20 protein-coding genes are annotated in these 25,180 nt (G+C 66.6%); 7 read left to right on the top strand and 13 right to left on the bottom strand.

What is annotated here, in order from left to right:
- Positions 1 to 101 precede the first annotated feature (101 nt).
- A complete protein-coding gene (locus AB0N05_RS05985; protein WP_364688090.1) occupies positions 102 to 782 on the bottom strand; it encodes a hypothetical protein in 681 nt (226 codons plus the stop codon).
- 262 nt (positions 783 to 1,044) lie between these two features.
- Positions 1,045 to 1,227 carry a hypothetical protein gene (locus tag AB0N05_RS05980; RefSeq protein ID WP_364688088.1) on the bottom strand — a complete coding sequence of 61 codons (183 nt, stop codon included), beginning with the start codon at positions 1,225 to 1,227 and terminating at the stop codon, positions 1,045 to 1,047.
- Positions 1,228 to 1,411: 184 nt separating this feature from the next.
- Between AB0N05_RS05980 and AB0N05_RS05975 the strand changes: the two genes are divergently transcribed.
- Positions 1,412 to 3,364: a heavy metal translocating P-type ATPase gene (locus AB0N05_RS05975; RefSeq protein WP_364688086.1), complete on the top strand. Its 1,953-nt coding sequence runs from the start codon at positions 1,412 to 1,414 to the stop codon at positions 3,362 to 3,364.
- A gap of 58 nt (positions 3,365 to 3,422) precedes the next feature.
- On the opposite strand, the gene AB0N05_RS05970 is transcribed toward AB0N05_RS05975, so the two are convergent.
- Positions 3,423 to 4,655 carry an acyl-CoA desaturase gene (locus AB0N05_RS05970; protein WP_364688083.1) on the bottom strand — a complete coding sequence of 411 codons (1,233 nt, stop codon included), beginning with the start codon at positions 4,653 to 4,655 and terminating at the stop codon, positions 3,423 to 3,425.
- A 24-nt stretch (positions 4,656 to 4,679) separates the two neighbouring features.
- Positions 4,680 to 5,339 carry a TetR/AcrR family transcriptional regulator C-terminal domain-containing protein gene (locus tag AB0N05_RS05965; RefSeq protein ID WP_364688081.1) on the bottom strand — a complete coding sequence of 220 codons (660 nt, stop codon included), beginning with the start codon at positions 5,337 to 5,339 and terminating at the stop codon, positions 4,680 to 4,682.
- A 193-nt stretch (positions 5,340 to 5,532) separates the two neighbouring features.
- Between AB0N05_RS05965 and AB0N05_RS05960 the strand changes: the two genes are divergently transcribed.
- Positions 5,533 to 7,056, top strand: a complete 1,524-nt coding sequence (locus AB0N05_RS05960; RefSeq protein WP_364688079.1) for an alkaline phosphatase family protein — start codon at positions 5,533 to 5,535, stop codon at positions 7,054 to 7,056.
- Here AB0N05_RS05960 and AB0N05_RS05955 read toward each other — a convergent pair.
- The 5 genes from AB0N05_RS05955 to AB0N05_RS05935 all read right to left on the bottom strand — a co-directional run bounded on the left by AB0N05_RS05955 (position 7,049) and on the right by AB0N05_RS05935 (position 15,695).
- Positions 7,049 to 8,212 (bottom strand): low temperature requirement protein A, encoded by a 1,164-nt coding sequence (locus tag AB0N05_RS05955; protein WP_364688077.1) that lies wholly within the window; start codon positions 8,210 to 8,212, stop codon positions 7,049 to 7,051. The two genes, AB0N05_RS05960 and AB0N05_RS05955, sit on opposite strands and share 8 nt — an antisense overlap.
- A 126-nt stretch (positions 8,213 to 8,338) precedes the next feature.
- Entirely contained in the window at positions 8,339 to 9,115 is a 777-nt protein-coding gene (locus AB0N05_RS05950; RefSeq protein ID WP_364688075.1) for an NAD(P)H-binding protein, read from the bottom strand.
- 120 nt (positions 9,116 to 9,235) lie between these two features.
- Positions 9,236 to 10,363 carry a serine hydrolase gene (locus AB0N05_RS05945; protein ID WP_364688073.1) on the bottom strand — a complete coding sequence of 376 codons (1,128 nt, stop codon included), beginning with the start codon at positions 10,361 to 10,363 and terminating at the stop codon, positions 9,236 to 9,238.
- Between the two features lie 72 nt (positions 10,364 to 10,435).
- Entirely contained in the window at positions 10,436 to 12,094 is a 1,659-nt protein-coding gene (locus tag AB0N05_RS05940; protein ID WP_364688071.1) for a hypothetical protein, read from the bottom strand.
- Positions 12,095 to 12,218: 124 nt separating this feature from the next.
- Positions 12,219 to 15,695: a protein kinase gene (locus AB0N05_RS05935; RefSeq protein ID WP_364688069.1), complete on the bottom strand. Its 3,477-nt coding sequence runs from the start codon at positions 15,693 to 15,695 to the stop codon at positions 12,219 to 12,221.
- Between the two features lie 188 nt (positions 15,696 to 15,883).
- Here AB0N05_RS05935 and AB0N05_RS05930 point away from each other — a divergent pair, with 188 nt between their 5' ends.
- Positions 15,884 to 17,443: an HD domain-containing phosphohydrolase gene (locus tag AB0N05_RS05930; protein ID WP_364688067.1), complete on the top strand. Its 1,560-nt coding sequence runs from the start codon at positions 15,884 to 15,886 to the stop codon at positions 17,441 to 17,443.
- A 54-nt stretch (positions 17,444 to 17,497) separates the two neighbouring features.
- The gene (locus AB0N05_RS05925) at positions 17,498 to 17,926 is read left to right on the top strand and encodes a nuclear transport factor 2 family protein (RefSeq protein WP_364688065.1); all 429 of its coding nucleotides are present in this window, start codon (positions 17,498 to 17,500) and stop codon (positions 17,924 to 17,926) included.
- Between the two features lie 161 nt (positions 17,927 to 18,087).
- On the opposite strand, the gene AB0N05_RS05920 is transcribed toward AB0N05_RS05925, so the two are convergent.
- Complete coding sequence (locus AB0N05_RS05920) at positions 18,088 to 19,020, bottom strand: helix-turn-helix transcriptional regulator (RefSeq protein WP_364688063.1); 933 nt, start codon at positions 19,018 to 19,020, stop codon at positions 18,088 to 18,090.
- Positions 19,021 to 19,228: 208 nt separating this feature from the next.
- Here AB0N05_RS05920 and AB0N05_RS05915 point away from each other — a divergent pair, with 208 nt between their 5' ends.
- The 3 genes from AB0N05_RS05915 to AB0N05_RS05905 all read left to right on the top strand — a co-directional run bounded on the left by AB0N05_RS05915 (position 19,229) and on the right by AB0N05_RS05905 (position 21,688).
- Positions 19,229 to 19,771, top strand: a complete 543-nt coding sequence (locus AB0N05_RS05915) for a hypothetical protein (protein ID WP_364688061.1) — start codon at positions 19,229 to 19,231, stop codon at positions 19,769 to 19,771.
- Positions 19,772 to 19,815: 44 nt separating this feature from the next.
- Entirely contained in the window at positions 19,816 to 20,661 is an 846-nt protein-coding gene (locus AB0N05_RS05910) for a hypothetical protein (protein ID WP_364688059.1), read from the top strand.
- Positions 20,662 to 20,905: 244 nt separating this feature from the next.
- Positions 20,906 to 21,688, top strand: coding sequence for a hypothetical protein (locus AB0N05_RS05905; RefSeq protein WP_364688057.1), 783 nt, complete (start codon positions 20,906 to 20,908; stop codon positions 21,686 to 21,688).
- Here AB0N05_RS05905 and AB0N05_RS05900 read toward each other — a convergent pair.
- Genes AB0N05_RS05900 through AB0N05_RS05890 form a run of 3 tightly spaced genes read right to left on the bottom strand, consistent with a single transcriptional unit; the run spans position 21,673 to position 25,063 of the window.
- A complete protein-coding gene (locus tag AB0N05_RS05900) occupies positions 21,673 to 23,838 on the bottom strand; it encodes a hypothetical protein (RefSeq protein WP_364688055.1) in 2,166 nt (721 codons plus the stop codon). The two genes, AB0N05_RS05905 and AB0N05_RS05900, sit on opposite strands and share 16 nt — an antisense overlap.
- Before the next feature lie 31 nt (positions 23,839 to 23,869).
- Positions 23,870 to 24,310, bottom strand: coding sequence for a nitroreductase family deazaflavin-dependent oxidoreductase (locus AB0N05_RS05895; protein WP_364688053.1), 441 nt, complete (start codon positions 24,308 to 24,310; stop codon positions 23,870 to 23,872).
- 45 nt (positions 24,311 to 24,355) lie between these two features.
- A complete protein-coding gene (locus tag AB0N05_RS05890) occupies positions 24,356 to 25,063 on the bottom strand; it encodes a hypothetical protein (RefSeq protein ID WP_364688051.1) in 708 nt (235 codons plus the stop codon).
- Positions 25,064 to 25,180: the final 117 nt, after the last annotated feature.

The raw sequence follows: 25,180 nt of genomic DNA, 5'->3' as shown, positions 1-25,180 counted from the left end.
TTCATTGGGTCTGTTTCAAGCCTATCAAGCAAACCTTCAGTTCGCAGCGCAAGAGCCCGCCCCCATCATGCGATGGGGGCGGGCTCTGTGTGCGAAAGGGCTTAGTTGCCTTGCTCGGCGGGGTTGTTGATCCGCTGCACGAAGCCGATGCCGATGATGATCGCGGCAGGCACACCGACCAGCACCAGACCGGCGGCAGCGCCCAGCGTGATGCCGGTAGCCGCACCGGCGAGGGCACCGGGGATACCACCGAAGAGGCCTCCGATCACAAGACCGAGCGAGCCGCCGATAATGGTGCCGACCAGGGTGCCGATGGCGGTGGCGATGCCGAACTGAGTGGCCGCCGCACCGACTGCGTCATCGAAGCTCGACTGCTTCGAGCTGGTGACCTCGTGCAGCGCCGGACCGGAGGCAACCTTGCTCGGGGTCAGCACCGCACGCAGGCCCTCGACGCTCGCATTGATCGGGTACTCGAGGTCGGCCACGGTGTAGCTCAGCGGGAACTGGGTGACCACATTGCCCAGGTTGTCGCGCACCGCGAACTGGCCATTGTCGTTGGTCATGGAACCGGCATCGGTGTCGAGCACGATGGAATCACCCTCGATGTGGGTGTTCCAGTGGATGCCGGGGACGAGCTGGTTGATGCCCTGGTTGACGCCATCAAGGAAAGAGGGAAGAACGGGAGCCGGGGCCGGGGCGGTATCGGCGTGAGAGGTGCCGGTCGCGATTCCCAGTGCGGCGATGACCAGAGCCGAGGTCGCGGCAACTTTGCTGAACTTCATCTTCGTCGGTCTTTCCTTGCGCGGGCACTTCCGTTTTCGGGAGCGGGGGGCTTTTCAAGCGCCCTAGGCAAGTGTCCAGTAGATCGTTGCTGAAATGTAGCCTGAGAATGGGCTGAGAGCCCATAAACGGGAGTGATCTACGTCAAACGGCCTCAAATGTCTTGCGATAAACAGACTTTCGACCCGTTATTCATGGACGTGAATGACTATGATCTGCCCCACATATAGCCAAAAGCTCTGACAGACTCGGGGCGTCCGCCCGTCATTCGGCCGAATGAGCCCCGCTGTCCGCAGGCTTCGCGGGCTGCGTGGGCTGGGCGGGACGCACCCGGATCACGCCGGAATCCAGATCGAGCTCGACCGGGCGAAGAAGCTGGCCATCGCTGCCGCCGCTGCCGTCGTCCTGAAGCTTCTGACCGGGGAAGAGTTCGCCCATAATGCCCATTCCCCCACAATAACCGCGGTCTCGGCGGGCACCACCATGAAAGTGACATGCATTAATGCGCATATGTTGATGTTATAGTTCGGACATGACGCCAGCAGCAAATGGACAGTTACGGGCTGATTCGAGTGGTCGATCGACCGAATCCCCAGGTCATGGGCATGACAATCCTTGGCTGGGTAGGCGAATGGAGATGATCTTCGCCCTGGCCTCGGGTGTCACCTATGCCGGAGGCATGGTCGCTCGCTACCTGGTGGACTCCCCGTCGTGGGTTGCGACGGTGCTGTTCGGGGCCACCTATTTCTTCGGCGGGTTCTTCACGATTCGGACCGCGTACTACTCGGTGCGGCGCGGGCGGTTCGAGGTCGACTTCCTCATGCTGGTCGCGGCGCTCGGGGCGGCGGCGGTCGGGAAGTGGGCCGAAGGGTCGGTGCTGTTGTTCCTGTTCAGCCTCGGGCATGCGCTCGAGGAGTATGCGATGGGGCGGGCGCAGCGGTCGATCGAGGCGCTGGGCGAGCTCGCGCCCGAAACCGCGCTGGTACGACGGGGGCCGGATGAGGTTGTCGAGGTCGCGGTCGATGAGCTGCAGATCGGCGATGTCGTTGTGGTGCTGCCGAATTCGCGGTTGAGCGCGGACGGCATCGTGGTGGCGGGAACGAGCGCCATCGATGAGTCCTCGGTCACCGGGGAGAGTATTCCGGTGGAGAAGCGGCCCGCCGACGAAGCCGAGCTGGTATCCGGGCGGACCGTGCCCGAGTCGCAGCGGGTGTTTGCCGGAACGCTGAATGGGTCGGGGGCACTGGAGGTTCGGGTGACCAGCCGCGCCTCCGATTCCATGCTGGCGCGGGTGATCGCCATGGTTCGCGACACCGACACCGCGAAATCGCCCACGCAGAGATTCATTGACCGGTTCCAGATCGTCTATGTGCCTGCGGTTCTCATCGGGGTGGCGGCGGTGATCGGCTTCGGCATGTTCGCCCTGACCGAGCCGTTCGCCGACAGCTTCTATCGCGGCATGGTGGTGCTGGTGGCCGCGAGCCCCTGTGCGCTGGCGATCGCGACGCCGAGCGCGGTGCTCGCCGGGATCGCCCGTGCGGCTCAGGCCGGTGTGCTCGCGAAGGGCGGCGGACCCTTGGAGTCGCTCGGCCGCGTCCGCTCGATCGCCTTCGACAAGACCGGCACGCTCACCTGGGGCCGTCCGCGCGTGACCGATATCGTGCCCGCGCGCCCCGAATTGCGTGAGGCGCTGGTCAATACGGTGTACGCGGTCGAATCCTTCAGCGATCACCCACTGGCGACCGCCATTACCCGCGATCTCGCCCCGGAGGTCCCCGAGGGCATCACCACCATTGCGACAGCGGTGAATTCGGTGACCGGCCGCGGTGTCACCGCACTGGTGGACGGCCGGACCACCGAGATCGGCAACACCACGCTCTTCGCCGAAATCGATACCGAGCCCCTCCCGGACGATCTTCGCGCCACCGTCGATGACCTGCACTCCCGCGGTCGCACCACCATGATCGTGCGCCGCGCGGGCGTCTACCTCGGTGTTCTCGGCGTCATGGACACCCCGCGCGCGGAGGCCGCTCCGGTCATCGCCAAGCTGCGCGATATCGGCATCGAGAACATGGTGGTCATCTCCGGCGACAATCAGCGCGTCGCGGATGCCGTCGCCGGTGGCCTCGGCTTGGATGCCGCGCACGGCGGCCTGCTCCCCGAGGACAAGGTCACCATGGTCGGCGATCTGAGCGCGCGCGGCGGCACCGCCATGGTCGGCGACGGCGTGAACGACGCACCGGCCATGGTCAATGCCTCGGTCGGAATCGCCATGGGCGCAAGCGGTTCCGCGGTCGCCCTGGAAACCGCCGATGTGGCGTTGATGAGCGACGATATCGGCCGTCTCCCCTTCGCCATCGATCTGAGCCGCCGCACGGCCCGGATCATTCGCCAGAATCTGACCGTTGCCCTGGTGATCGTCGCGGGCCTGGTCCCGGCCACCTTGATCGGTCTCCCCATCGGTCCCGCCGTCTTCATCCACGAGGGCTCGACGCTGCTGGTGGTCGCGAATGCCTTGCGGCTGCTGCGATTCCGGCGCGGCGGCGAGCACGAGGGCATCGACCACGAGCAGCGCCCGGACTAGTCGGCGGACTCCTGCTGTGTGGTGCAGGGCCCTTCCGGGCAGCTTGCCTCGCGGCGAACTATTCCGCGTCGGGTCGGGCGAGGCCGCGGAATCGGACGCGGTCGTGGCGCAGGGCGGTGCGGAGACCCCGGCGTGGCAGTGGGCGGGCGGGGTCGAAGGTGGTGCGGCCGTGGAATTTTCGTTCGGAGGCGGTTTCCGGGGCGTCGTCGGCGGTCGCGGTGAGGAAGCTGTCGGGGAGGGAGAGTTTGTGAATTGTGCGCAGGACCAGCAGGTATTGCCGGGGCAGCGGGCCGGTGGTGTACGGGAGGTCGTATTCGTCGCACAGGGCGCGCACCTGCCGGGCTATTTCGGCGTAGCGATTGCTGGGCAGGTCGGGGAACAGGTGGTGTTCGATCTGGTGGCAGAGGTGGCCGCTGAGGAAGGCGAGGACCGGACCGGCGTCGAAGTTGGCGCTGCCCAGCATTTGTCGGAGGTACCACTCGGGGCGGGTCTCGTCGGCCATGGATTCGGGGGTGAACTTCTCCGCGCCGTCGGGGAAGTGACCGCAAAAGATGACCAGGTAGGCCCAGATATTGCGGAGGATGTTCGCGGTCAGATCGGCGGTGAGAGTGCGCCGCCAGCGACGGCCGCTCAAGACGGGGAAGAACAGGTAGTCCTTGCCGGTCTGGCGGGCCATCTTGGCGATCATGGCCTTCTTCTGCGCGGATTTCTCCGCCTCGGTGGCGCAGCGGTCGCGTTCGGAGTACATGCCGTGCAGCGCGATGCCCCATTCGAAAGTGGCTGCCAGCAGCAGATTCTGGAGGGGGGCGAGCAGCAGGCGCGGAGACCAGCGCTGGTCACGGGTCACCCGCAGCACGCCGAAGCCGATATCGTCGTCTATCCCGACCACATTGGTGAACATGTGATGGCGATAGTTATGCGAGTACTGCCATTGCGCGGAGAGCCCGGCCATATCCCATTCCCAGGTGCGGGAGTGGATTTCCGGATCGTTCATCCAATCCCATTGGCCATGGCAGACATTGTGGCCGATCTCCATATTCTCGATGCTCTTGGCGGTGGCCAGGGCGGCGGTGCCGAGCAGCCAGCCGGATCTGGTCCGGGTGCAGGCGATCACCAGTCGCGCGGCGGCGTCGAGACCGCGTTGAAAGGCGATGGTGCGGCGAATATAGGTGGCGTCGCGGGTGCCGCGCCGGTTTTGGATATCGGTGCGAATGGCGTCCAGTTTGCGGCCGAGCGCTTCGACATCCGCCGGACTGAGGTGGGCGTAGGCGGCGACCTCTGTGATTGCCATGATCGGTCCTAAGTGTTTGCGGCCTCAGAGTGTTGCGGCGAGGCCGTTGAGCAGAATGTCGAGGCCGCGTTCGAGTTCGGCCGCACCGTCGTAGTGGGCCAGGAGGGGTGCGAGTTCGCGTAGCAGCGGGAATTCATTGACGGGCAGGCGATGCAGTCCGAGCCGGAGTACCTCGTCGGTCTCCTCCGGACGTTCGACGACTTCCTGCAATTCATTGAGGATGTGGCCGTAGAGGAATCCGAACAGCGCGCGGTAGATGTGCAGGGCGGTTTCGCCGGAGAATCCGGCCTGGGTGAGCAGGGTGAGAATGTCCTCGAGGGGCCGCACCACGGCGGGCGGGCGCTGGCCGAGCGGGGTGGCCAGCGGGCGGGTGACCAGGAGCGCCACCACATGCGGATGTTCCAGGGCCAGGGCGCGAAAATCCCGTGCGATGACCCGTAATTGAGCGGTCCAGTCCGAATCCTTCACATCGACCGACAGTTGCGCGAACACGATCTCGGCCACGCCGTCGAGCACCGCGGCCTTGTTCGGGACGTGGCGGTAGATCACCATCGGATCCCGGCCCACGGCCTCGGCCAGGCGGCGCATCGAAAGTCCTTCGACGCCATCACGATCGACGATTGCCAGCGCCGCGCTCAGCACGGCCGCCCTGGTTACCGGCCCGCCGCGACCTGCGGCCCTCACCCGATCAGGGTGAGTGCGAGGGGTCTTGCGGTCGTTAGGTTCAGCCATGGTGACGGGCTCCGCCCTGGTCAACACTGTTGATAACCACTGTAGACCTACAGCGTTGACACCGTGTCGCTCCGCGCGGACTCCCGGCATCTGCGAGACTCGGGCCACCGATCGCCGGGCCGGTAGCGGAAGGTATTCATCAGCGATGACTGTGTGGACGAGACGGCAGCTGCTGCGCGGCGGTGTCGGATTGCTGGGTGGGATGGCCGCGCTGGGCGGTCTGTCGATGTCGGCGCGGGCGGCACTCGCGCAGCCCGCGGCGGCCGGATCGCGGCTGCGGGATATCGAGCATGTGGTTGTCTTCATGCAGGAGAATCGCTCGTTCGACCACTATTTCGGGTCGCTGTCGGGGGTGTGCGGCTTCGATGATCCACTCGCCCAACGGGATCCGCGCACGGGTCGCTCGGTGTTCGAGCAGTACGACCCGTTCGTATTCGACGGTTCCGGTGGGACCGTGCTGCCGTGGCATCTCGGGGTGCGCGCGTCCTCGGCGCAGAATCTGAGCGATGTCGACCACAGCTGGCAGGCGCAGCACGCGTCGGTGGCGGCGGGCGCGAATGACCGGTATGTCGCGAGTCATGCGCTGGATATGGGGACGGCCGCGAGCAGTAGTCATCCGGACGGCGTACGCAATGGTGGTGCGCGGGTGATGAGTTACTTCACCCGTGAGGACCTGCCATTCCATTACGGGCTGGCCGATGCGTTCACGATCTGCGACCGCTATTTCTGTTCGGTGATCGGGCCGACGAATCCCAATCGGCTGTATCTGATGTCGGCCACCATTGATCCGGAGGGCACGCACGGCGGGCCGGATGTGGCGAATCTGCGGACCGGGTTCAGCTGGACCACCTATCCGGAACGGCTGCAGAACGCCGGAATCGACTGGTACGTCTACCGGGAGCGTGACGATTTCGAGGACAATATGCTCGATCACTTCGTCGCCTTTCAGGACGAGGGCACCGAGCTGTTCCGGCGCGGGCGCTCCACCATTCCGGACGGTCAACTGCCGCAACGACTTCGAGCGGATGTGGAGAGCGGCAACCTCCCGCAGGTGTCCTGGATTGTCGGGCCGGAGTGGAGCACCGAACACGCGGCACAGCTCCCGGCCGCGGGGGCGTTCTATCTCGAGCAGATCCTCGAGGCCCTGACCGCGGACCCGGCCGTCTGGCGAAAGACCTTGCTGATCCTGACTTATGACGAGAACGGCGGCTTCTTCGACCATGTGCCGCCGCCCCTGCCGCCGCCGGGCACTGCGGGCGAATATCTGAGCGCCGCCGCGCTCGCGAACACTCCGGAAGCGACCGGGATCGCCGGGCCCATCGGTCTCGGTCCGCGGGTTCCGACCCTGCTGATCTCGCCTTTCACCCGCGGCGGTTACGTATGCAGCGATACCTTCGACCACACTTCGGTGCTGCGTTTTCTCGAAACCCGTTTCGGCGTGGAGGTTCCCAATCTGAGCGCGTGGCGTCGCGAAACCTGCGGCGACCTGACCTCGGCGCTGAACCTCTCCGGCGCGCCGAACCTGATCCTCCCTCAACTTCCGGACACCGTGGCGCTGTGGGAGGAGGCCCGCGCCCAAAGTAGTCTTCCCGCACCGCAATTGCCGCCGGAGCAGTTCATGCCCCGGCAGGAACCCGGCTCACGGCCGCGGCCGAGCGGCCTTACTTAGGTTGTGGCATCCGGACCAGGGCCAGGGGACGTCCCGTCGACACCACCCAGTACTCGAAGCCGTTCAATGCCGCGATCACCGCGGCGACGAGGGCCAGGATCGCGATCGGCGGCAGCAGCGGTGAGGCCGCGGTCAGCACCGCGAGAAGCAGGGCCACAGAGGTTCTGCCGACGGTCGGCGCGCCGAACATGCGCCAGCGGGTGAAGACAAAACCCGAGACGAACAGGGTCGCGCCCATGGGCAGGAGGTAGCCGGTGGGGCCGTGAGCGTGTTCGGTGGGGTGCGCGACCATACCGCGCGCGCCCACCGCGACCAGGACCAAACCGACGACCATGAGCAGATGGCCGTAACTGAGCACGTCTCGCACGACCACACCGCGCAATTGGTTGGTGCGCAGGGAATGTTCGACGGCCGCGAAACCGTAGGCGAAATACAGCCACCACAGCCCGCAGGCCAGCAGGAAGATCAGCACGATGCTGAGCCAGGACGACACCCCGAGATGCGTCTCGGCCGCCTGCGAACCGACGGACGCCACCATCTCGCCGAGCGCGATGATGACGAAAAGAGCGAACCTCTCGGGCAGGTGAGTGGCACCGAACTGCATGGCCTGGAGTCGGCGGGCGAACAGCGCCGGACCGCCGAAGGCCAGCAGCACCGCGGCGATCCAGATCCCATTGCGGACTCCGCCTTCCGGGCCGATCCCCGCGCCCAGCAGCATCAGCGCGGCGACCGCCGTGACGGTGTAGGGATTGAGCCACATGCCGAAGCCGCCCGCACCCGCGAATGCGCCCTTGCGCCGCATCTCGTTCCACAGCATGAGCCGCAACACCAGATGCGCCGAGGCGAAGATCACCGGTTGCGCGTGCCCGTCGAAGGCGTGCGGTGCCGTGATCGCCATGAAGAACATGCACAATCCGCAGGCGAACAGGAACATTCGCTGCCGGTTCGAATCCTCGACCCCGTGCACCGCCAGCGTGGTGCCCACCCACGACCACCACATGACGGCCAGCAATAACACCGCCTGCCCGACGGCCGTCCAGGTCGGATGCCCGACGGGCAGATGCGCGGCCTGCGTCACGGCGAAGACCAGCACCAGATCGAAGAACAACTCCGCCCAGCTGGCCCGTTCATGCGCCTCGTGTTGAGGTTCGGTCACACCGATACTTCCTGACTAGCCGGATCGAGCGCGTTCACTCTATCCGTCCCGGGGCGTCCGCACCCGTCGCGGAATTCAGCTGGGCGCGGAATTCCTCAGGGCATCGCGAGTTTCCGAACCGAGAGTTCAGCGTGCGGCCGGGTAGGCGGCATCGAGCCATTCGGCGAAGGTCGGACCGGCCAGCCGGGCGTGAGCGGCGGGAAGCAGTGCGCCGCTTTCGAACTGCTCGCGGTCCGGGTTGGCTGGATCGCTGACCTCGACGACCCGCGCCGGGTGACCCAGGCGCGCGGCCAGCAGGGTGGCAGCGCCCGCCATGGTCTCGGGCTGCGGGCCCGCGACCTCGGGGAAGGGTGCGCCGGTGGATTCCGGTGCGGGATTCACGGCCAGCTCGACCAGGGACTCCGCGACCGTGCGGGCCGCGACCAGCTGGGTGCGCATATTCGGCAGGTAGGCGACATCGCCCTGGGTGCCCCACTGGGTCATGACCTCGACCAGCTCGTTGAACTGCGCGGCACGCAGGATCTGCACGGGGAGTGGACCTTCCAGCAGCGCCTGCTCATGGGCGAGCTTGGCGGCGTTGTAGCCCGCCACCGAACCGTCGATGCCGATGATGGATACGACGACCAAGCGTGCGACGCCCGCCTTGCCGCCCGCCTCATGCAGGTTCCGTGCGGCGGCGAGGAAGAACTCGGTCGCGATGTCCTTATCGGCGGACGGCGTGCTCGATGCGTCGATGACGACCTCGACACCCTCGAGGGCTTCGAGCAGGCCCGCGCCCGTCTCGATATCGACGCCGGTGGACCGGGAGAAGGCGACCACCTCGTGGCCCTGCTCGTTCAGCACATCGACCACGTGCTTGCCCAGTCGCCCGGTCGCTCCGGCCACCGCGATCTTCTTCGACATGTTCCCGCTCCTCACACTGGTTCGCGGGCGCTGATGCCCGCTTCGATAAGAGGACGATGCGGCCAGCGGGAGTGTGACATCCGGGCGTTTGCGCAGGTGGCCGTCTCGGCTGAATCGATATCAGCGGCGGGCGCGGGCACCTTCGCGCAGTGGGCGAAATCCGTCGGCGCGGAACGGGCCCGGGGCGGCGGGTACGGCAGCCTCGGTGCTTCCGGCTAGTAGGCGGCGGAAGAATTCGTGGGCCCATTCGGCGGTGATGACGCTCATCATCCCGGTGATGTCGAAGGTGCGGTTGGGTACCTGGCCGGTGCGGACCACCACCATGTCGAGACTCGGGATCACCGCGACTATCTGGTCGAACATTCCGCTGAACAGGTAGGCGTCGGCGGGGGCGGAGGGCACGATGGGCCGGTCGAGGATCGAGCGGGCCGGGGCTCGGCAGGTGATGGTTCCGGTCTCGGCGGCGTTGAGCCACACCAGGAATCCGTAGCCGGGATTGGTCGGCGCGGGGGTGTGCAATTGGCGGACGAAATCGGTGGTGAGCAGTTCGTGGTCGTCCCATTTGCCCTCGCGGAGCAGGACGTGTCCGAGCCGGGCGAGATTGTGCGCGCTCATCAGGGCGAGACCGGCCCAATACGGGTGTCCGGCACGGTCGTCGATCACCCGCCACTCCCGCCGCTCGATGCCCAAGGGCGCGAACAACTCCCGTTGCGCGAACTCGGTGGACGGCATGCCGGTGGCGCGGGTAATCACATGGCCGAGCAGACTCAGGGGCGCTTGGGCGTATTCGAAATAGATGCCGGGCTCATGCTCGGGCTTGGCGCTCAGGGCGACACCCACCTGGTCGAACAGGGGCACGCCCAGCTCCCGCCCGGGGCGAAACTGCAGGCCTGAGCTCTGATTCAGCAGATTCCGGACAGTGATATCGCGGTACCGCGGCCCGGCTTCGGGCAGATGGCGTCCCACCGGGTCATCGAGTTCGAGCAGTCCGAGGGTGATCGCGCGGCCGGTGACCATGGCCAGCACGCTCTTGGACGCGCTCCAGACCGGCCGGATGGCGTGGGACCGGGTCTCGTCGCGGTCGCCCGCGCCGATCAGGTAGCCGTGCCGGTAGACCCGGATGGAGCGGGTGAAGCGGCGCTCGGTGAAGTCGATTGCCGCCAGTACCGCGGCGGGGTCCAGTCCGGCTTGCGCGGGCGTCGCGCGTGGGAATTCCGCACCGGCGGCCGGGGTGTCAGCGATCTTCACGAAGCCGACTGTAATCAACGCCGGACAATCGCGACAACACTGTCAATTTGAATGCTGGTGGGAGGAGGGACGCTAGTCGCAGCAGTGGCGCTCGGTGGTGCGGCAGTAGCAGGAGGCGGTGATGGGGACGTCGGCGTGGGCGATGGCGGCGGCCAGCTCGGGGGCGATGGCCTCGGCTTCGCCGAGTTTGCCCAGGCGCTGCAGGCATTCGTGGTAGCCGTGCAGGCTCCAGACATTGGCGGGGTGGCGGGAGGCGCGCGGGAGGGTGTCATCGAGGCCGAGGTCGGCGCGGTAGACGGCTTCGGCCGCGCTGAGGTCGCCTTGTTCGAGCAGGAGTGCGCCGTAGGCGTGGCGGACCGGTTGCATCCAGCCCCAGGGCTCGTCGTAGGGCAGGTTGTCGTCGAGGTCGATGGCGCGGCGCAGGGATTCGAATGCGGTGTCGTAGTTGCCTTTTCGGTATTCGAGTTCACCGTCCAGCATGGCTTCGGCCACGGCGAGGATATCGCGGCAGGTGTTGTTGAACAGCGTCCGCGATTCCGGGACCCGGTTGCGCGCGGCCCGCAGGAGCTGCTGTTGTTCGGCGGCCTCGGCGACGCGGTCGGTCGCCGAGAACGCGACGCCCTTGGCGTAGTGCAGCATTGCCGTGGTGACGCAGTAGAGTCCGGCATCCGACGGCATGGGCAGGTCGATGATCGACTGCCACTGCCCGAATCGGATGAGCACGTGCACCCGCATGCTCGCGAACGACTCCAGCCAGTCGGCCATGGGCGGAACCCGCACGCGCAGCAGGTCTTCCGGAATGGAATCCTCCAGCTGGGCAACGGTTTCCAACGCCGTCGACAATCGGCCGAGGAACATCGCGCCGTAGATCTTGAAGTGCAGATTGTGCGCGCGGTAGAGCGTGTAAGTATTGAATGCGCCTTCCCGCAGCACGTACCTGTCATCCGCGGCTATGGCCGCCGAGTTGGACGACACCACCGCCTCGTAGTCGCCGCACAAGATATCCAGATGCGTCGGCATATGCTCGAGATGTCCGGAGTCGGGCACCAGCCCGCGCAGTCGATTCGCTTCCGGCAGTGCGTCTTCGGGCGTCGGCGACATCTCCATCAAGTGGATGTACATATGCAGCGCGCCCGGATGCCGGTGTCCGGCGGTGCTGCCCAATGTCCGGTCGAGAGCCGCCTTCGCCTCCAGGGTGAACGCGCCCGCCGCGGGACGGCAGGTGTGCTGATCCCACAGCGCCCAGGGCGTCACATTCATCAGGGCGTCGGCGAACAGGGTCGCGACGTCGGGATCGTCGGGGAACCGCTCATACACCGTGCGCATGGCATTGGCGTAGGCCAGGTTTCGATCCGACCCGTCCCCCTCGAGCCGTCCCGCCGGAAACCGTTCGGCGCTCGCCTCGATCAGCGCGCGCTCCACCGGCGTGGCCGTGGCCGCGGCCTGTTGCGCCTGCCGGGTCAGTTCATCGGTGCGCGCGACCGCGTCGGCCAGCTCCGACTCCTCGAACAGTTCCCACGACTTGTTGTAATTGGGGCCCGAGGCGAACGCCATCCCCCAATACCCCATGGCGCAGCCCGGGTCCGCCTCGACAACTCGGGCGAAACACCGCACGGCCTCTTCATGGTTGAACCCGTAACACCAGATCAGCCCCCGATCGAACCACTGTTGCGCGACCGGTGACGAGGTGCTCACCGGGCGCGAATATGTTCCGAGATCGAAGTACTCCACGACCAATCTCCTGCCTCGCAGCGACGGTTCCGCAAAGCATAGCCAGGGATTCGCGCGTGGTCCGCGCGAACGACAGCCACCGAGACCTCGGCACGAGCGCGGCGGCTACCGGGCCCTCGCCCGGCTAGATCTTCTGGGCGGCGTCGGCTTCGACAAGGGTGCGCAGGAAGGCGGTGGGGACCTCGGGCCAGTCCGGGTTCCAGCGGCCGGTGAGGCGGTCGTCGTGCAGGGCGGCGAGGGTGGCGACCACGTGCGGGCCGCCGTCGAGGATGTAGCGGACCGAGCCGTGTTCGGCACATTGGGCGGTCACGGTGGCGAGCAGGGATTTGGCCTCGCCGGTGCGGCCCGCGGAGGCCAGGCAGGCCACCAGGAGGCGGCGGGCCTTGAGCAGTTCCCTTGGGCGGTGCACGGATTCGAGGCGGTCGACCCAATCCTGGGCCCAGGTCCAGGCGAGTTCGGTGCGCTCCGGGGAGGATTCGGCCAGGAGCAGGCGGATGGCGGTGAATTCCTCGTAGAGCACGGTGAATTCGTCGATCGGGTCGGCCGGGGTGCGGCGGTGCTCGTAGTCGATGACCGGCAGCGGGCCGAACTCGGGATGCGGGGGCAGGCCCAGGCGCAGCCGCTCGTTCTCGACCTCGGCGCGCAGGCGGGGCAGGGACATCGAATGTGCCACGCGCGCACCCTCGTTCAGCCTGCGAATGGCGGCCGCACGATCGCCGAGCAACGCCTTGACGCGCGCGCCGACCACATAGCGGGCCAGCTTGAAATCGGTGACACCGGCGTCCGCGCCCAGCTTGTAGCCCTCGTCGAGCAGGCGCTCCGCCTCGGCGATCTCATTGCGCTCGTAGAGCAGTTCACCCAGCAGGGATCCGGCCAGGCGCGCGCCGTAGGAGTGGCTGCCACCGGACTGCTTGGCGATCTTCAGCGCGCGGCGGAAGTACTGCTCGGCCCGCTCGATATCGAGTTGCAGGCTGGCCCCGATGCCGAGGAAACATAATCCGTGAATATTGTTGTAGAGGCCCTTGTTTCGCCGCATGTACGGGGCGGACCACTCCTGAATGCGCACCGCCTCGTCGAAGTCGTAGCGGTAGCCCGCGGCCAGGCTCGCCACATTCGCGCCGATGGCCACCACATACGCCGATAATTCGTCCGCCATGGCGAAGCAGGGCGCGAGCATCTCCTCCACGCCGGTGATCACATCGGCGCGGACGGTCACCACCGAGTGCAGGACGCCCGCCTCGGCGCGCAGGCGCGCGGTGACCTCGGGGGCCATGCCATTGCGGTCCAGGGTCGATTCCGCCAGGCGCAGTGCGCGTTCCGCCGGTCCGGCGCGGTGCAGCAGAATATTCGCCCAGGCCAGATCCAGTTGCAGGCGCGGATGCGTTTCGATGACGGCCGGGGGCAGCTTGCTCACCAGGCCGATGAGGCTGGCCATCTGCCCGTATTCGAGCAGGGACATGCCGTCGCGTTCGACGATCTCGACGGCGGACAGCTCGTCACCGGCCAACAGGGCATGATCCACCGCCTCGCTGACATGCCGATGCTCGGCGAACCATCGCGAGGCCGCCCGGTGCAGGTCGTCGATGCGTTCGGGCAGATCGTATTCGAGCCGCTGGCGCAGGAAATCCTGGAACAGGTGGTGGTATTGGAACCATTTGCCGCCGTCGAGGCGGCGCAGGAACAGGTCCTGCTGTTCGATCTGTTCCAGCAGCGCCTGCCCGTCCGGGACGCCGGTGAGCGCGGAAGCCAGTTCACCGCAGGTGCGTTCGGTGATCGAGGTGGCGACCATGAAGTCGAGCACCTCGGGTTCGAGGGTTTCCAGGACATTCTCTGCCAGGAATTCGCCGATGGCGTGGTGGCGGCCGGTGAGCTGCCCGATCAGCTGGCCGGGATCGTCGCTCTCGCGCAGGGACAGATCGGCCAGGCGCAGGGCCGCGACCCAGCCGCCGGTCGACTCGGTGAGATCCTCGACATCGCTGCGATCCAGGTCCAGCCCGCCCAGTTCGACCAGCAGGGTGTAGGCCTGGTCCACATCGAAACGCAGTGCGGCCGTATCGATTTCCACCAGTTCATCGCGCGCCCGCATGGAGCTCATGGGCAGGCCGGTCTGCTTGCGGCTGGTCACCACCACGCGCAACACCGGGCTACAGCTCTCGATCAGGAAGCGCAGCGCGGCCAGGGCGTCCGGATCCGAGACCCGATGCCAGTCGTCGATGACCACGGTCAATTGCTCACCGCGCCGGTCGATATCGTTGATCAGCGAGGTCAGCACGTACCGCCCGGCCTCGTCACCGTGCTCCTCGAGCAGCTCGCCGAGTTCCCGCGCCAAGCCGGGCCGGACCGCGCGAATCGCCTCGATCAGGTGCGAGAGGAACCACACCACATTGTCGTCGTCATTGTCGACGGTCAGCCAGGCCACCGAACCGCCCACGGCGGTCTCGGCGGCACACCATTGCGCGGCCAGGGTGGTCTTGCCGAAACCGGTGGGGCCGTGGATGACCGCGAGCCTGCGGTCTCGCAGTTGCAGTTTCTCCAGCAGACGCGGGCGCTGGACCAGCGCGCGGGTGAGGGTGGGTGGCCGCAGGCGGGTGGCGGGCACCGGCGGGGTGATGCCGGTGGCGGCGGTGCGTACCGTGCTGCGCCGCCGCCCGGATCCGGTGAGTGTCGTTTGCGTGCGCGGTTCGAGCGAATCCGCGACCGGGAGCGGGATCGGCACCTCGTCGGGTGCGAGCCCGTGCCGCTCCTGAATCTCGCGCAGCTCCGCACCGAATTCGGCTGCGCTGGAATGACGTTCGCCCCGATCGCGCGACATGGCGCGTTCGATGACGCCGGTCAGATCGGACGGCAGGCCCGAGTCGCCGATATCCGGCATCGGATGTTTGGTGATCCGCACGAACTGCGCGACCAGTTGTTCCCCGCTCTGCCGCTCGAACACCGCGTGACCGGTGGCCGCGCAGAACAAGGTGGAGGCCAGGCTGTAGATATCGGCGGTCGCATCCGGGATCTGCCCCTGCAAGACCTCCGGCGCGGTGTAGGCGGGCGAGCCGGTCACGGTGCCCGCGGTCGTCTCGAAACCGCCTGCCAGCCGGGCGATTCCGAAATCGGCCAGCTGCGGCTCCCCGTATTCGGTCAGCAGGATATTGCCCGGCTTCACATCCCGGTGCAGCAGCCCGCGCCGATGCGCCGTCTCCAGCGCCCCCGAAATCTTCACCCCGATATGCAGCACGTCCTGCCACCCGATCGGACCGTGCTGCTGAATGCGCGCATCCAGGGACCCGTGCGAGTGGAACGGCATGACAATGTAGGGCCGCCCGGTAGCCGTGGACCCCACCTCGAACACCGTGATGATATTCGGATGCCCCGACAGCTTCCCCATGGCGAGCTGCTCACGCACGAACCGTTCCAGACTCTCCGATTCCAGATCCGCCGTGAGCACCTTGATGGCCACTGTGCGATCCAGCGCGACCTGAAAGCAGCGATACACGACCCCGAACCCACCCCGCCCGACCTCGGCGGGCCCCATGAATCCGGCAGCCTCCAGCTCCGCAACGAACCCGGAGGTCAGGTCGCGTTGCGTCGAGAACGGATCGACATGCACCACAGCGACCTCGATACGAAAACGAGCCAGTTACCCCGAGCATAAGCCGATGACCGTGATTGTGCGGCCCCTCGCCTCGAAGGATTCCAGGTTCGCACCGCGACACAGGTCAGGGCCGGAATCGATTGACCTCGCGCCCATATCGCCCGGTTCCGTGATCAGCCGGAATACCGGCGGTAGCCTCATTCGCAATGACGGACCATGCGGAATCGGAGTTCCGGCTGGCCGAACTGATCGCCTCGCTGTCACTGGCGACCGACCTCGGTTTGGGGCAGCCCGAGGAGCATGTGCTGCGCCAGACGGTGATCGCCACCCGCCTGGCCGCGGCGGCGGGGCTGTCCCGGGAGGAGCAGGCGGCGGCATTCTATGTCTCGCTGCTGGCCTGGGTCGGGTGCGTGGCCGACTCGCATGAGATGGCGCAGTGGTTCGGTGACGATCGGCAGCTGCGGGCGGACAGTTATTTCATCGACAAGGCGGGGCTGCCGATGATGCGGTTCCTGCTCGGGCGGCTCGGGCCCGGTCAGCCGCCGCTGCATCGGCTCACCATGGCGGGGCGGTTCCTGGCGGGCGGATTCCGGGATGCGATGAATACCTTCGTCACGCACTGTCAGACCACCGCCGATATTGCCGAACGCTTGCAACTGCATGCCGATGTGCGAGGTGCGCTGCCGCAGGCGTTCGAACGCTGGGACGGCAAGGGCCTACCGGACGGGCTGCGCGGCGCACAGATCTCCGCGGTGATGCGGGTGGTGCAGATCGCCGATGATGCCGAAATGTATTGCCGGGTCGGCGGATCGCGCGCGGCGGTGGACATGCTGCGCGCCCGCGGCGGCACCGAATTCGACCCGGATCTGGTGGATCTGTGCGATCGCTACCGCGCCGAAATCCTCGACGATATCGATACGGTGGACGCCTGGAGCGTGGTCATCGACGGCTGCGCGGCCCTGGACCGGCCGCTGCCGGAGGCCGATCTGACGGCCGTGCTGGAGATCTTCGCCGACTACGCGGACCTGAAAGCCCCTTGCTTCCTTGGCCATTCGCGGGCGACCGCGGCGCTGGCAGGCGAGGCCGCCCATCGCACCGGGCTCTCCGCGGACGATGCCGAACTGGTCACCCAGGCCGCATTGGTCTGCCGCCTCGGCACGATCGGCGTCTCCACCGGCATCTGGAACAAACCCGGACCGCTGTCCCGGTCCGAATGGGAGCGCGTCCGCATGGTCCCGTACTTGACCGAGCGAGTGCTGGCCCGCAGCCCCCGCCTCGCTCGAGTGGGTGCGATCGCAAGCCTGTGCCACGAACGCCTGGACGGCTCCGGCTACCCACACGGCTTGTCCGGCAACGCAATTCCCTTCCCCGCCCGACTCCTCGCCGCCGCCGAGATGTATCAGGCACTAGGCGAAGACCGCCCACACCGCCCCGCCGTCCCGCCCGCCGAGCGGACCACCGTACTGCTGGCCGAAGTCACCGCGGGCCGCCTCGATGCCGAAGCGGTGCGCGGCGTCCTCGCCGCAGCCGGACACCACGTCCCCCGCCGCCCCCACCAGATCGCCGGACTCACCGCCCGCGAACTCGAAATCCTGGAACTCCTGGTCCGTGGCCGCACCAATAAGGAAATAGCCCGCCAACTCTCCATCACTCCCCGCACCGCAGGCAGCCACATAGAGCACATCTACACCAAAATCGGCGTCACCACCCGCGGCGCGGCCGCCATGTACGCCATGCGGCACGGCCTCATCACCGCCGACCACTGAAGATCGGGTATTCACCCGATGCGACGCATTCCCCCCGCGCCGTAAACCATTGGTATGAACGCAATCACCTCCCAATCGCCCGACGCCGCACCCCCGTCCGACGACACCGGCTGGCCCGTAGCGGGCCTCTTCCTCGAAGCCCTCACCAACCGAGACTTCCCAGCCTTGACCGCCTACCTCCAACCCAACGTCCGCTTCCGCGGCCTGGTCCCACCCGGCCCCTTCGACACCACCGGCGTCGACGCCGCGATCGACCGCTTCCAGCACTGGTTCGGCGGGGAAGATGAATTCGAGGTACTCGAAGCCACCGCCGGCCGAGTCGGCTCCCGCCTCTACCTCCGCTGGCGAGTCCGCATGCACCCCCCGAACACCCCCGACGCGGCCCGCATTGCCGAACAACACGTCTTCGCCACAGCCGGCACCCGCATAGAATCCCTGGACCTACTCTGTTCAGGCTGGACCGCCGAGCATCAGCCCGACTGAGCGCCCTGGCGAGCGCGCGGCCTTCGTTGTCGTCGAGTACCGAGAGCAGGGTGCGGAATCGCTCATGGTTTTCGGCGAAAGCCGGGAAGTTTTCACGGATTTCGGTCCTTTCCGGTGGGTCGAGGCGCGACCGCCGCATCCACGTGCGCCGTGGTCGGCGGTCATCCGGGGACGTCCGCGCCGTCGGCGACCGCCCGCCACTTACCTGCCCAGCTCGCCTCACGATCGGCTGGTGGCAGTGCGTCGAGTCCGGCCAGCACCTCGCCACGCGCACCATTGCGCTGGCCTGCGATCCACAGCACCCGCCCGCGTTGTAGTCCGAGAAATCCGGGAGTAAGCCAGTACGAGTACGGTGGCGGGTCGCGGTAGTCCAGGTGCCCGGCGGCGCGGTCGGCCTTGGGCAGGGCGCGCAGCGCGGCAGCGGTATCGCCGAGTGCGGCAAGGTATTTCGCGCGCGCGTACAGGTCGTAGACGCGCAGCATCGGATGTACAGCACCGATCGTGAGGGCGTCGTCGACGAGGTCCAGGGCTCGGGCGGGCGCACCGGCCTCACGCAGCGCGTAGGCACGGAAGCTGCGTGCGTGCGCCCGCTGGGAGGGGTCGCCTGTGGTGTCGGCCAGGACGATCGAGTCGGCTAGTGCCTTGTTCGCGAGGTGCGGGTGCCCGCTGGCGAGTTCGAGCCAGCCACGGAACCGCGCCGTCTCCGAGGCGAGGGGGGCCGCGGTGTCGGTGTGGCCGGCCAGCACGCGTGCGAGGCCGTCGAGGCCGCGGGCCATCGCGACCACCAGGTGAGCGCCCGCGGTGTCCTCGAGTCGCCGCGACCGCGCCAGAATCGTCTCCACGTCGGTGAGGGTTGTCGCGCCGGGCGTGGCCAGCCGTGCCACGTCCACTCCGAGACCGAGCACCGGATCCCCGAGAATGTCGCGGTACGCCTTCAGTACCGGCGCGGTGACCGGTTTGGTGCCGGTCTCCACCATCGACAGGTAGCTCGGTGCGAACGCGGTCCGAATCGCCATCTGCCGCAAGCCGATTCCGGCGACAGTGCGCAGCTCGCGCAGCAGCGGCCCAGTCACCGGGGCGGCGTCGGTGAACACCAGTGAACACTAACTCGGACACCCCGGTCATGGCGCGGGTTCATGCTGAGTGTGCGCCCCCGCTCGGGTGCGCTGCGAACACACTGATCTGGGGAAAGCCGATGCGTCAGTCCATGATTCACACCCGACGCCGTGTCGACCCCTGTGCACCGGCGACGGCGCTACCCTTGACGGCACACCAGTATCCGCAGCGAGAGGTCAGAGGCCCATGAGCAGCTCCGACAATGAGGATTGGTACGACGAAAAGGCTCAGCATGATCCGGCGTGGTCGGCGTGGTGCCTGCAACGCTGCATCACCGAACGCATCGAGGCCCTGTTCACCGACACCCTGCCCGCACTGCCGCACGAGCTGCTCCACCGGGTCGGGGCGATGCCCAGCGGTGACCGGTTCGCCGACGCCATGCTCGACTGGTTCGACGTGTTGATACCCGAATGGTTCGCGACTCGCGCGGCCGTGGAGAACCCGGCGAACTTCACCGCCGTAGACCGGGTCGTCTCCTACCTCGGGGAGGCCCTGGTGCGGCGGGTGGGCGGCATCTGGGTCAACATCCCCGGCATCGGCTCACCGGTGTACGACGCGTTCGGTCCGGCCGTCACGTTCGACTTCAGCGACGACCCCAGCTATCCGCTGTGGGATCTGCGCAATGCGGGCGAGGACGGTCTTTTCCTCACCAGCACGATCGGCGGTCTCATCGCCGATCGTGACCACCGCCATTCGACCAGCCCGGTCTTCGCTGACAAACACCCCTAACTGAATCCTTCGGGGGTGCGGCACCTTCGGGCAGGGGTGACACCATGCCCGAAGAACTCGACCCCCTCAAACGTGCCCGGCTCGAACGAGAACGCCAGGACCGCGCTGAGAAGTCACGGGTCCGCAAAATTCATGAACGCGCCGACAACTATCACACGGGCCGCGCGCACGAGCGGGGTGAGACCCCCGAGCGCGGCTACCAGCGTGAGGTGACGGTCTCCACGGAATTCGGTCCGCGAAAGCTCGATTCGGCCAACCTCACCGAACGTAAGGCGACCGAGTACAAATCCGGGCGGCAGTTGAAGGACCCTAAAACTCTGATCCAGCTCGAAAAGGAACGCGAGCTGATCCAGGCCGGTTGGCAGATCACGTGGTCGATTCCCGCAGACACCAAAATCGACCCGTCGATCCAGAAAAGTTTGAACGCGCTCGCACGGGATCACGCCGACAGTTTCACGGTCGAACGCCCGACCCGCGAAGAGGTCAACCGCGCCATCGCCTTGGGTAAGCAGCTCGAGCGGTCCGCCGGTAAGCAACTCGAGCTGATCGACAGCCAGCAGCTCCATAGGGAACAGAACGCCAGAGACCGTGTCGCGCGCCTCCAGGAGATCGCCCGCACCCGCGAAGCCGCCGACAAGGCCGTACAGCAACAACGCGAACTCGACGCGGCCCGCGCCCGCGAGGCCGCCCAACTGGCCTACGAACGCGGCCTGCACCGCGAGCTGCCCGGCCACGTCGCGCAGCTGATCGCGAGGGGTATGCCCGCGCCCGGGATCGAGATAGCGGGCGCTCCTGACGCGGACAGCGGCCACACCCGAGCCGGGAACGAGGCCCGTGCCCGCACCCGCGAAGCCCGGACAAAGGAGCCGGTGGCGCGGACCATCAGCTGAACCGGTCACGATTGCCAGATGGACACGACTCCCCGAGGTAGCGCCGCGACAAGGCCGCCGCGCGATCAGCCGTAATATCTCAAGGTAATCCAAACACCTTCGCATCCAACAGTTTCCGCCTGTCGCAGTCGAGCATTAGCCACAGGCCACAGACCCGTCGGCGCGGTTCGCCCCGAGGAAGGCTTGCCGTCCGATCGCCGAAACTCCAGTGACAGGCACCCGGCAGTGCAGGTACTTTGCGCCAATGGCCGACCTGTTCCTGGTGGAATTCGGCGACGACGAGGAGCGGGCTCGTCGCCGTGCGGAGGAGGCCGGCGAACACGCTCGGCGGCGGCAGCGTTACGCCGAGCATCTCGCGTGTGAGGCCGGGATCGATTCGGCTACGGCCGAGCGGGTTATAGATGTGCTGTTCCGCCCCGCCGCCAGAGGTGACGAGCCTTGCCAGTGCGGATGCCACCCACGGTTGTCGTCGATGCACGGTGATGGCCTGGATTGCCCTTGTTCCTGGTCGGAGGAGCGGCGGATTGCCCAACATCGGAACTGGCTGGATCGATGGCACAACAGCGAAGCGGCCGAAGAGTTGCGTCGAGCACACGAACAGGAGGAGGCGCAGATCCGAGAGTGGCTGGCCGGCCAGGCCGACGTGGTCGCCGAACGGACGACCTCGATGGCGCCGGAACAGTGGCACGGCGATGTCGACGGGCACAGCTTCTACTTCCGTGAGCGACACGGGAATTGGCGCATCGAATTGGACCTCCGGGACACCGGGCACTTCACCCAACGCATCATCGACTTCTCGGATTCATCTGAACCGATAACCGAGCAGGTGGCACTCACCGAAGGCAACGTCATAGCCGAAGGGATCGACACGCAGCTCGGCGAAACACCGGTCGAACACATCGATTTCATTGTGCGTACGATCCGCGACCACCTATGGCAGCAGCGATGTGATCACGCCGGATCCCTTTTCTACTGCCCGAAATGTGGGGAACGGGCGTCCGGGCCCGATACTCACCCCGGGGAATGACGGCGATCTCCTGTGATCACCCGGCTTTCGTTTTCGTCGAGGACCCGGAGCAGGCTGCGGAATCGCTGATGAGTCTCGGCGAAGTCCGGGAAGTTTTCACGGATTTCGGCGGCGGTTATTTCAGGCGGGTCGAGGCGGGTGATCCATACGATGGAGGGGACTGCGCCTTCTCTCAGGTATGCGGACAGTTTGTGGTGGCCGTCGATGACGAATCCGCTCCACTGGTGTCGACTGATGGTTCGCAGCCCGATCAGCGCGGGGCGCACTCCCTGGCGGATCTGCTCTCGATACCGTTGCACCGCAGTCTCATCGGCGGGCGGCCAGGCTTCGGTGGGAACCAGGTAGACCTCGTCTCCCGGGTAGAACCACTGCGGGGCGTCCGGTTGGACATCGATCACGATCGCGCTGGGCATCGTGCGCGTGTGGACCATCCCGGGAGTTTCCTGCCAGACGGGTTCTGGGCCGCGCAGCTCGTATCGTCCCGGGGTGAGCAGCTCGAGTAGTGGTCGCAGCGCCACGCGCAGTGGTGCGGTGGTCTCCCCGGTTATGGTCAGATCCCGCAGTGCGGCCATGGCTTCCGGTCGTGGCGGCCGGTCCGGGGCGCGGGCGACCAATCGGCCTATGGACCCTTCATATGCCGTGGTGTCGAGGTCGGTCACCTTCCCGGCGATACGCAAGAGGCAGTGGCTGCTCCAGCCCCTGGGGATATCCAGGGCGTGCCCGATCCCTCGGACATCGATCACTCCGCTGCCGTCGGTGACATCGACCTCCTCGATTCGTGCCCCGGGCTGTCCAGGCGGCCACATCCGCAGAATCGCGGTGCGGGCATCGGGCGGCAGTCCCGGCAGCTCGAGTAGCGGCGTTCCGAACTCCGTCAGATGCTCACTGATCGGATGGCCTTGTGTCGCAAGGGTTGCCAGTGCCCACAGGTGCCCGGGGGCACGTTCGTCGACCATCCGCAGCAGTGCGACGGTCGAGGCCGGGTCGTCCGCGAGCCGTTCGTAGGCCGCGCGGGCGACTTCCACCTCCGAATCGGCCAGTGCGGCGCTGAGGTCACCTCCGCTGAGCGATTGCAGCCGTACGCCGAACAATCGGCGGTCCATGGTGGCACCGCTCAACATGAGTTCGCGAGCGGAGTCGACACCGAAAACCGCACGCATGCCGTGTGTCTCGATGATCAGGTCGATGGCGCGCCGGGCGTCTTCGCGGGAAGGACCCCATTTCGCGGCCGCCAGCTCGATCAGGTGGTCCACCGCGTGGAGATCGCGGAATCGCCCATTGGCGCGGGTTATCGCCGATGTCAGGGATCGGTACCGTGCCGTCGGCGCGGAGCGCAGCCACGCACGGAGCGCGGCGGTGTGCGGCCCATCGTCCGAAGCCACGAGCACGTCGAGCGCAGCGCCTCTGACCTCCTCCTCCGCCCGCTCATCCCGGACGACGTCGAGCAGCCGCGCTGCCCGTACCGGGGTCATTCGGCCGGTCAGGGCCTTCACGCACGAACCACGCCGCCACCATGGTTCACGGGTGTCGAAGATGGTGTCGACCAGCACGTCGCCGGGCACGGCGGCCAGCGCGGTACAGATGTCCTCGATGGGGCGGCGCCACAGCGACGCCGACGGGACAAGCGCATGGATACCGGTGAGCTCGGCGCACAGGAACGAGTACAGATCCGGATAAGTCACCCGCGGTGGCAAACCGAAGGTCGTGCCCGCCGCGAGCGCGGGTTCGTCGCCGATATACATGTAGACGCTGTGGCCGCCACCCGCCCGCAGGTCGTGATCACCGATCATCCGAAAGGCGACCGGCTCGTTCGCGACACCCAATTCCCCGCCGGTCCGGCTTTTCAGAAACCACCGTTCGGCCTCGTCGAGACCGCCCTCCCAGCGCGGGCCCACGCCCAGATCCTGCGTGCCGAGCAGACCGGAAGTGCCCAGGTATCGATCCCAGCCATTGGCAATGGACAGGAACTCCCGATGCTGAGGGTCGAGTTCCCCCCTCAGCCGAACCTCGGCCGCACGCAGCTGTGCCTCATCGGCACCCGGATTCGGGTATGTGAACGATCCACCCTCGAAAGGCGAAAATCGCTCCCGCTGTTCGACAAATCGGTCGATAAGCTCCCGCCACGCGGCCCTACCGATTGGTTCACCCACCGCGGGATTATCACACGGCATCTCGGGCGCACTAGGTCTCCGAAGGCTCTTCCAGTATCACGACCGGAATCTCACGTGAGGTCCGCAGCTGATACAGCGCATAGTTGGGCGCACGGCGCACGATGCGCCGCCACAGCTCCGCCCGCTCGGTGGGGTCCGCGGTACGAGCCACCATCGGGCGCTCGACCCCCGAAATATTCACCGTGACATGCGGATCCGCACACAGATTCCGATACCACTGTGGATGTCGAGGCTCGCCGCCGAACGAGGCGATCAACACCACTCGATCGTCCACCGGCAATGGCGTACTCAGCATGGTGACCCGGGGTTCCCCGCTCTTGCGCCCCACCGTGGTCAACCGCACCACCTTGGTTCCCGGAATACCGCCCAGCACACGGCCATTCGTGCGATCGAACACGATCCGATGAGCACCACCGGCCATCCGCGACAGCACCGTCACCAAACTGTCCATGCCCCACAGGATAATCCGTCTCAGACAATTAGGGCATCGGAATCGTCAACGAGGTGGACCCGGGTATGGGCCGGGATAGGGCGCGTAGGTGGGCGCGGGGCGGAAGTAGGTGCTGGACTGCTTGGTCCACAGGAGGATCAGGGCGGCGAGGCCGACGAACCACGTCACGAAGCCGAAAATGGTGGAGATCACCGGGGTGTCGGATGTGGGCAGGAAGAAGCTGACCACGGTGAGCAGCATGGACAGGGAGTAGAGGCCGAAGAATACGGTGCTCGTGATCCGTGCCCAGTTCTTTCCGGCCCGGTTGGCGAACGCCATCCAGATCCAGAGGCCGATCGAGATCAGCGCGATCACGATGCCGAAGCCGAACGAGACCTTCACGATCGTATCGACGTTGCTCTGAGTCAGGGTGCCGTCGGAGCTCTCGGAAGCCTTGTCCCGCACCGTCGACAGCTGCGTGAAGCCGTACAGCGTGCTGAGCAGCGTCAGCACCGCACCGGCCAGCATGAGATAGAAGGCGTTCATGACCGACTGCGGTGGCTTCCGCTCCCCGGCTGCCGGTCCACCGGGATACTGCGCCATCCCCGGATAAGGCTGATACGCAGCGGGATCCTGATACGGCTGCGGCCCGGACGCTGCCGGGTACGGCTGCTGCGCGGGCGGATACGGGTGCGGGTACGACTGCTGCGCGGCCGGATCCGAATAGGGCCGTTGCGCCGGATCTTCATTCGGCTGCGGTGGTGGGTAGGTCATCGTCGCTCCCCTCAGCGGTGTCTCTGTCGGAGCAGATCGGGCAGGACTGCGGCGACTAGCCGCAGCTCCGAACTGGGCAAACTACTGACGAAGATACTTTCGCAGCCGATAGTATCG

This window comes from Nocardia sp. NPDC051030 (assembly GCF_040683015.1).
Lineage (GTDB): Bacteria > Actinomycetota > Actinomycetes > Mycobacteriales > Mycobacteriaceae > Nocardia.
The sequence above is the reverse complement of the archived record's forward strand: the minus strand, read 5'-3'. Positions and strand labels throughout refer to the sequence as shown.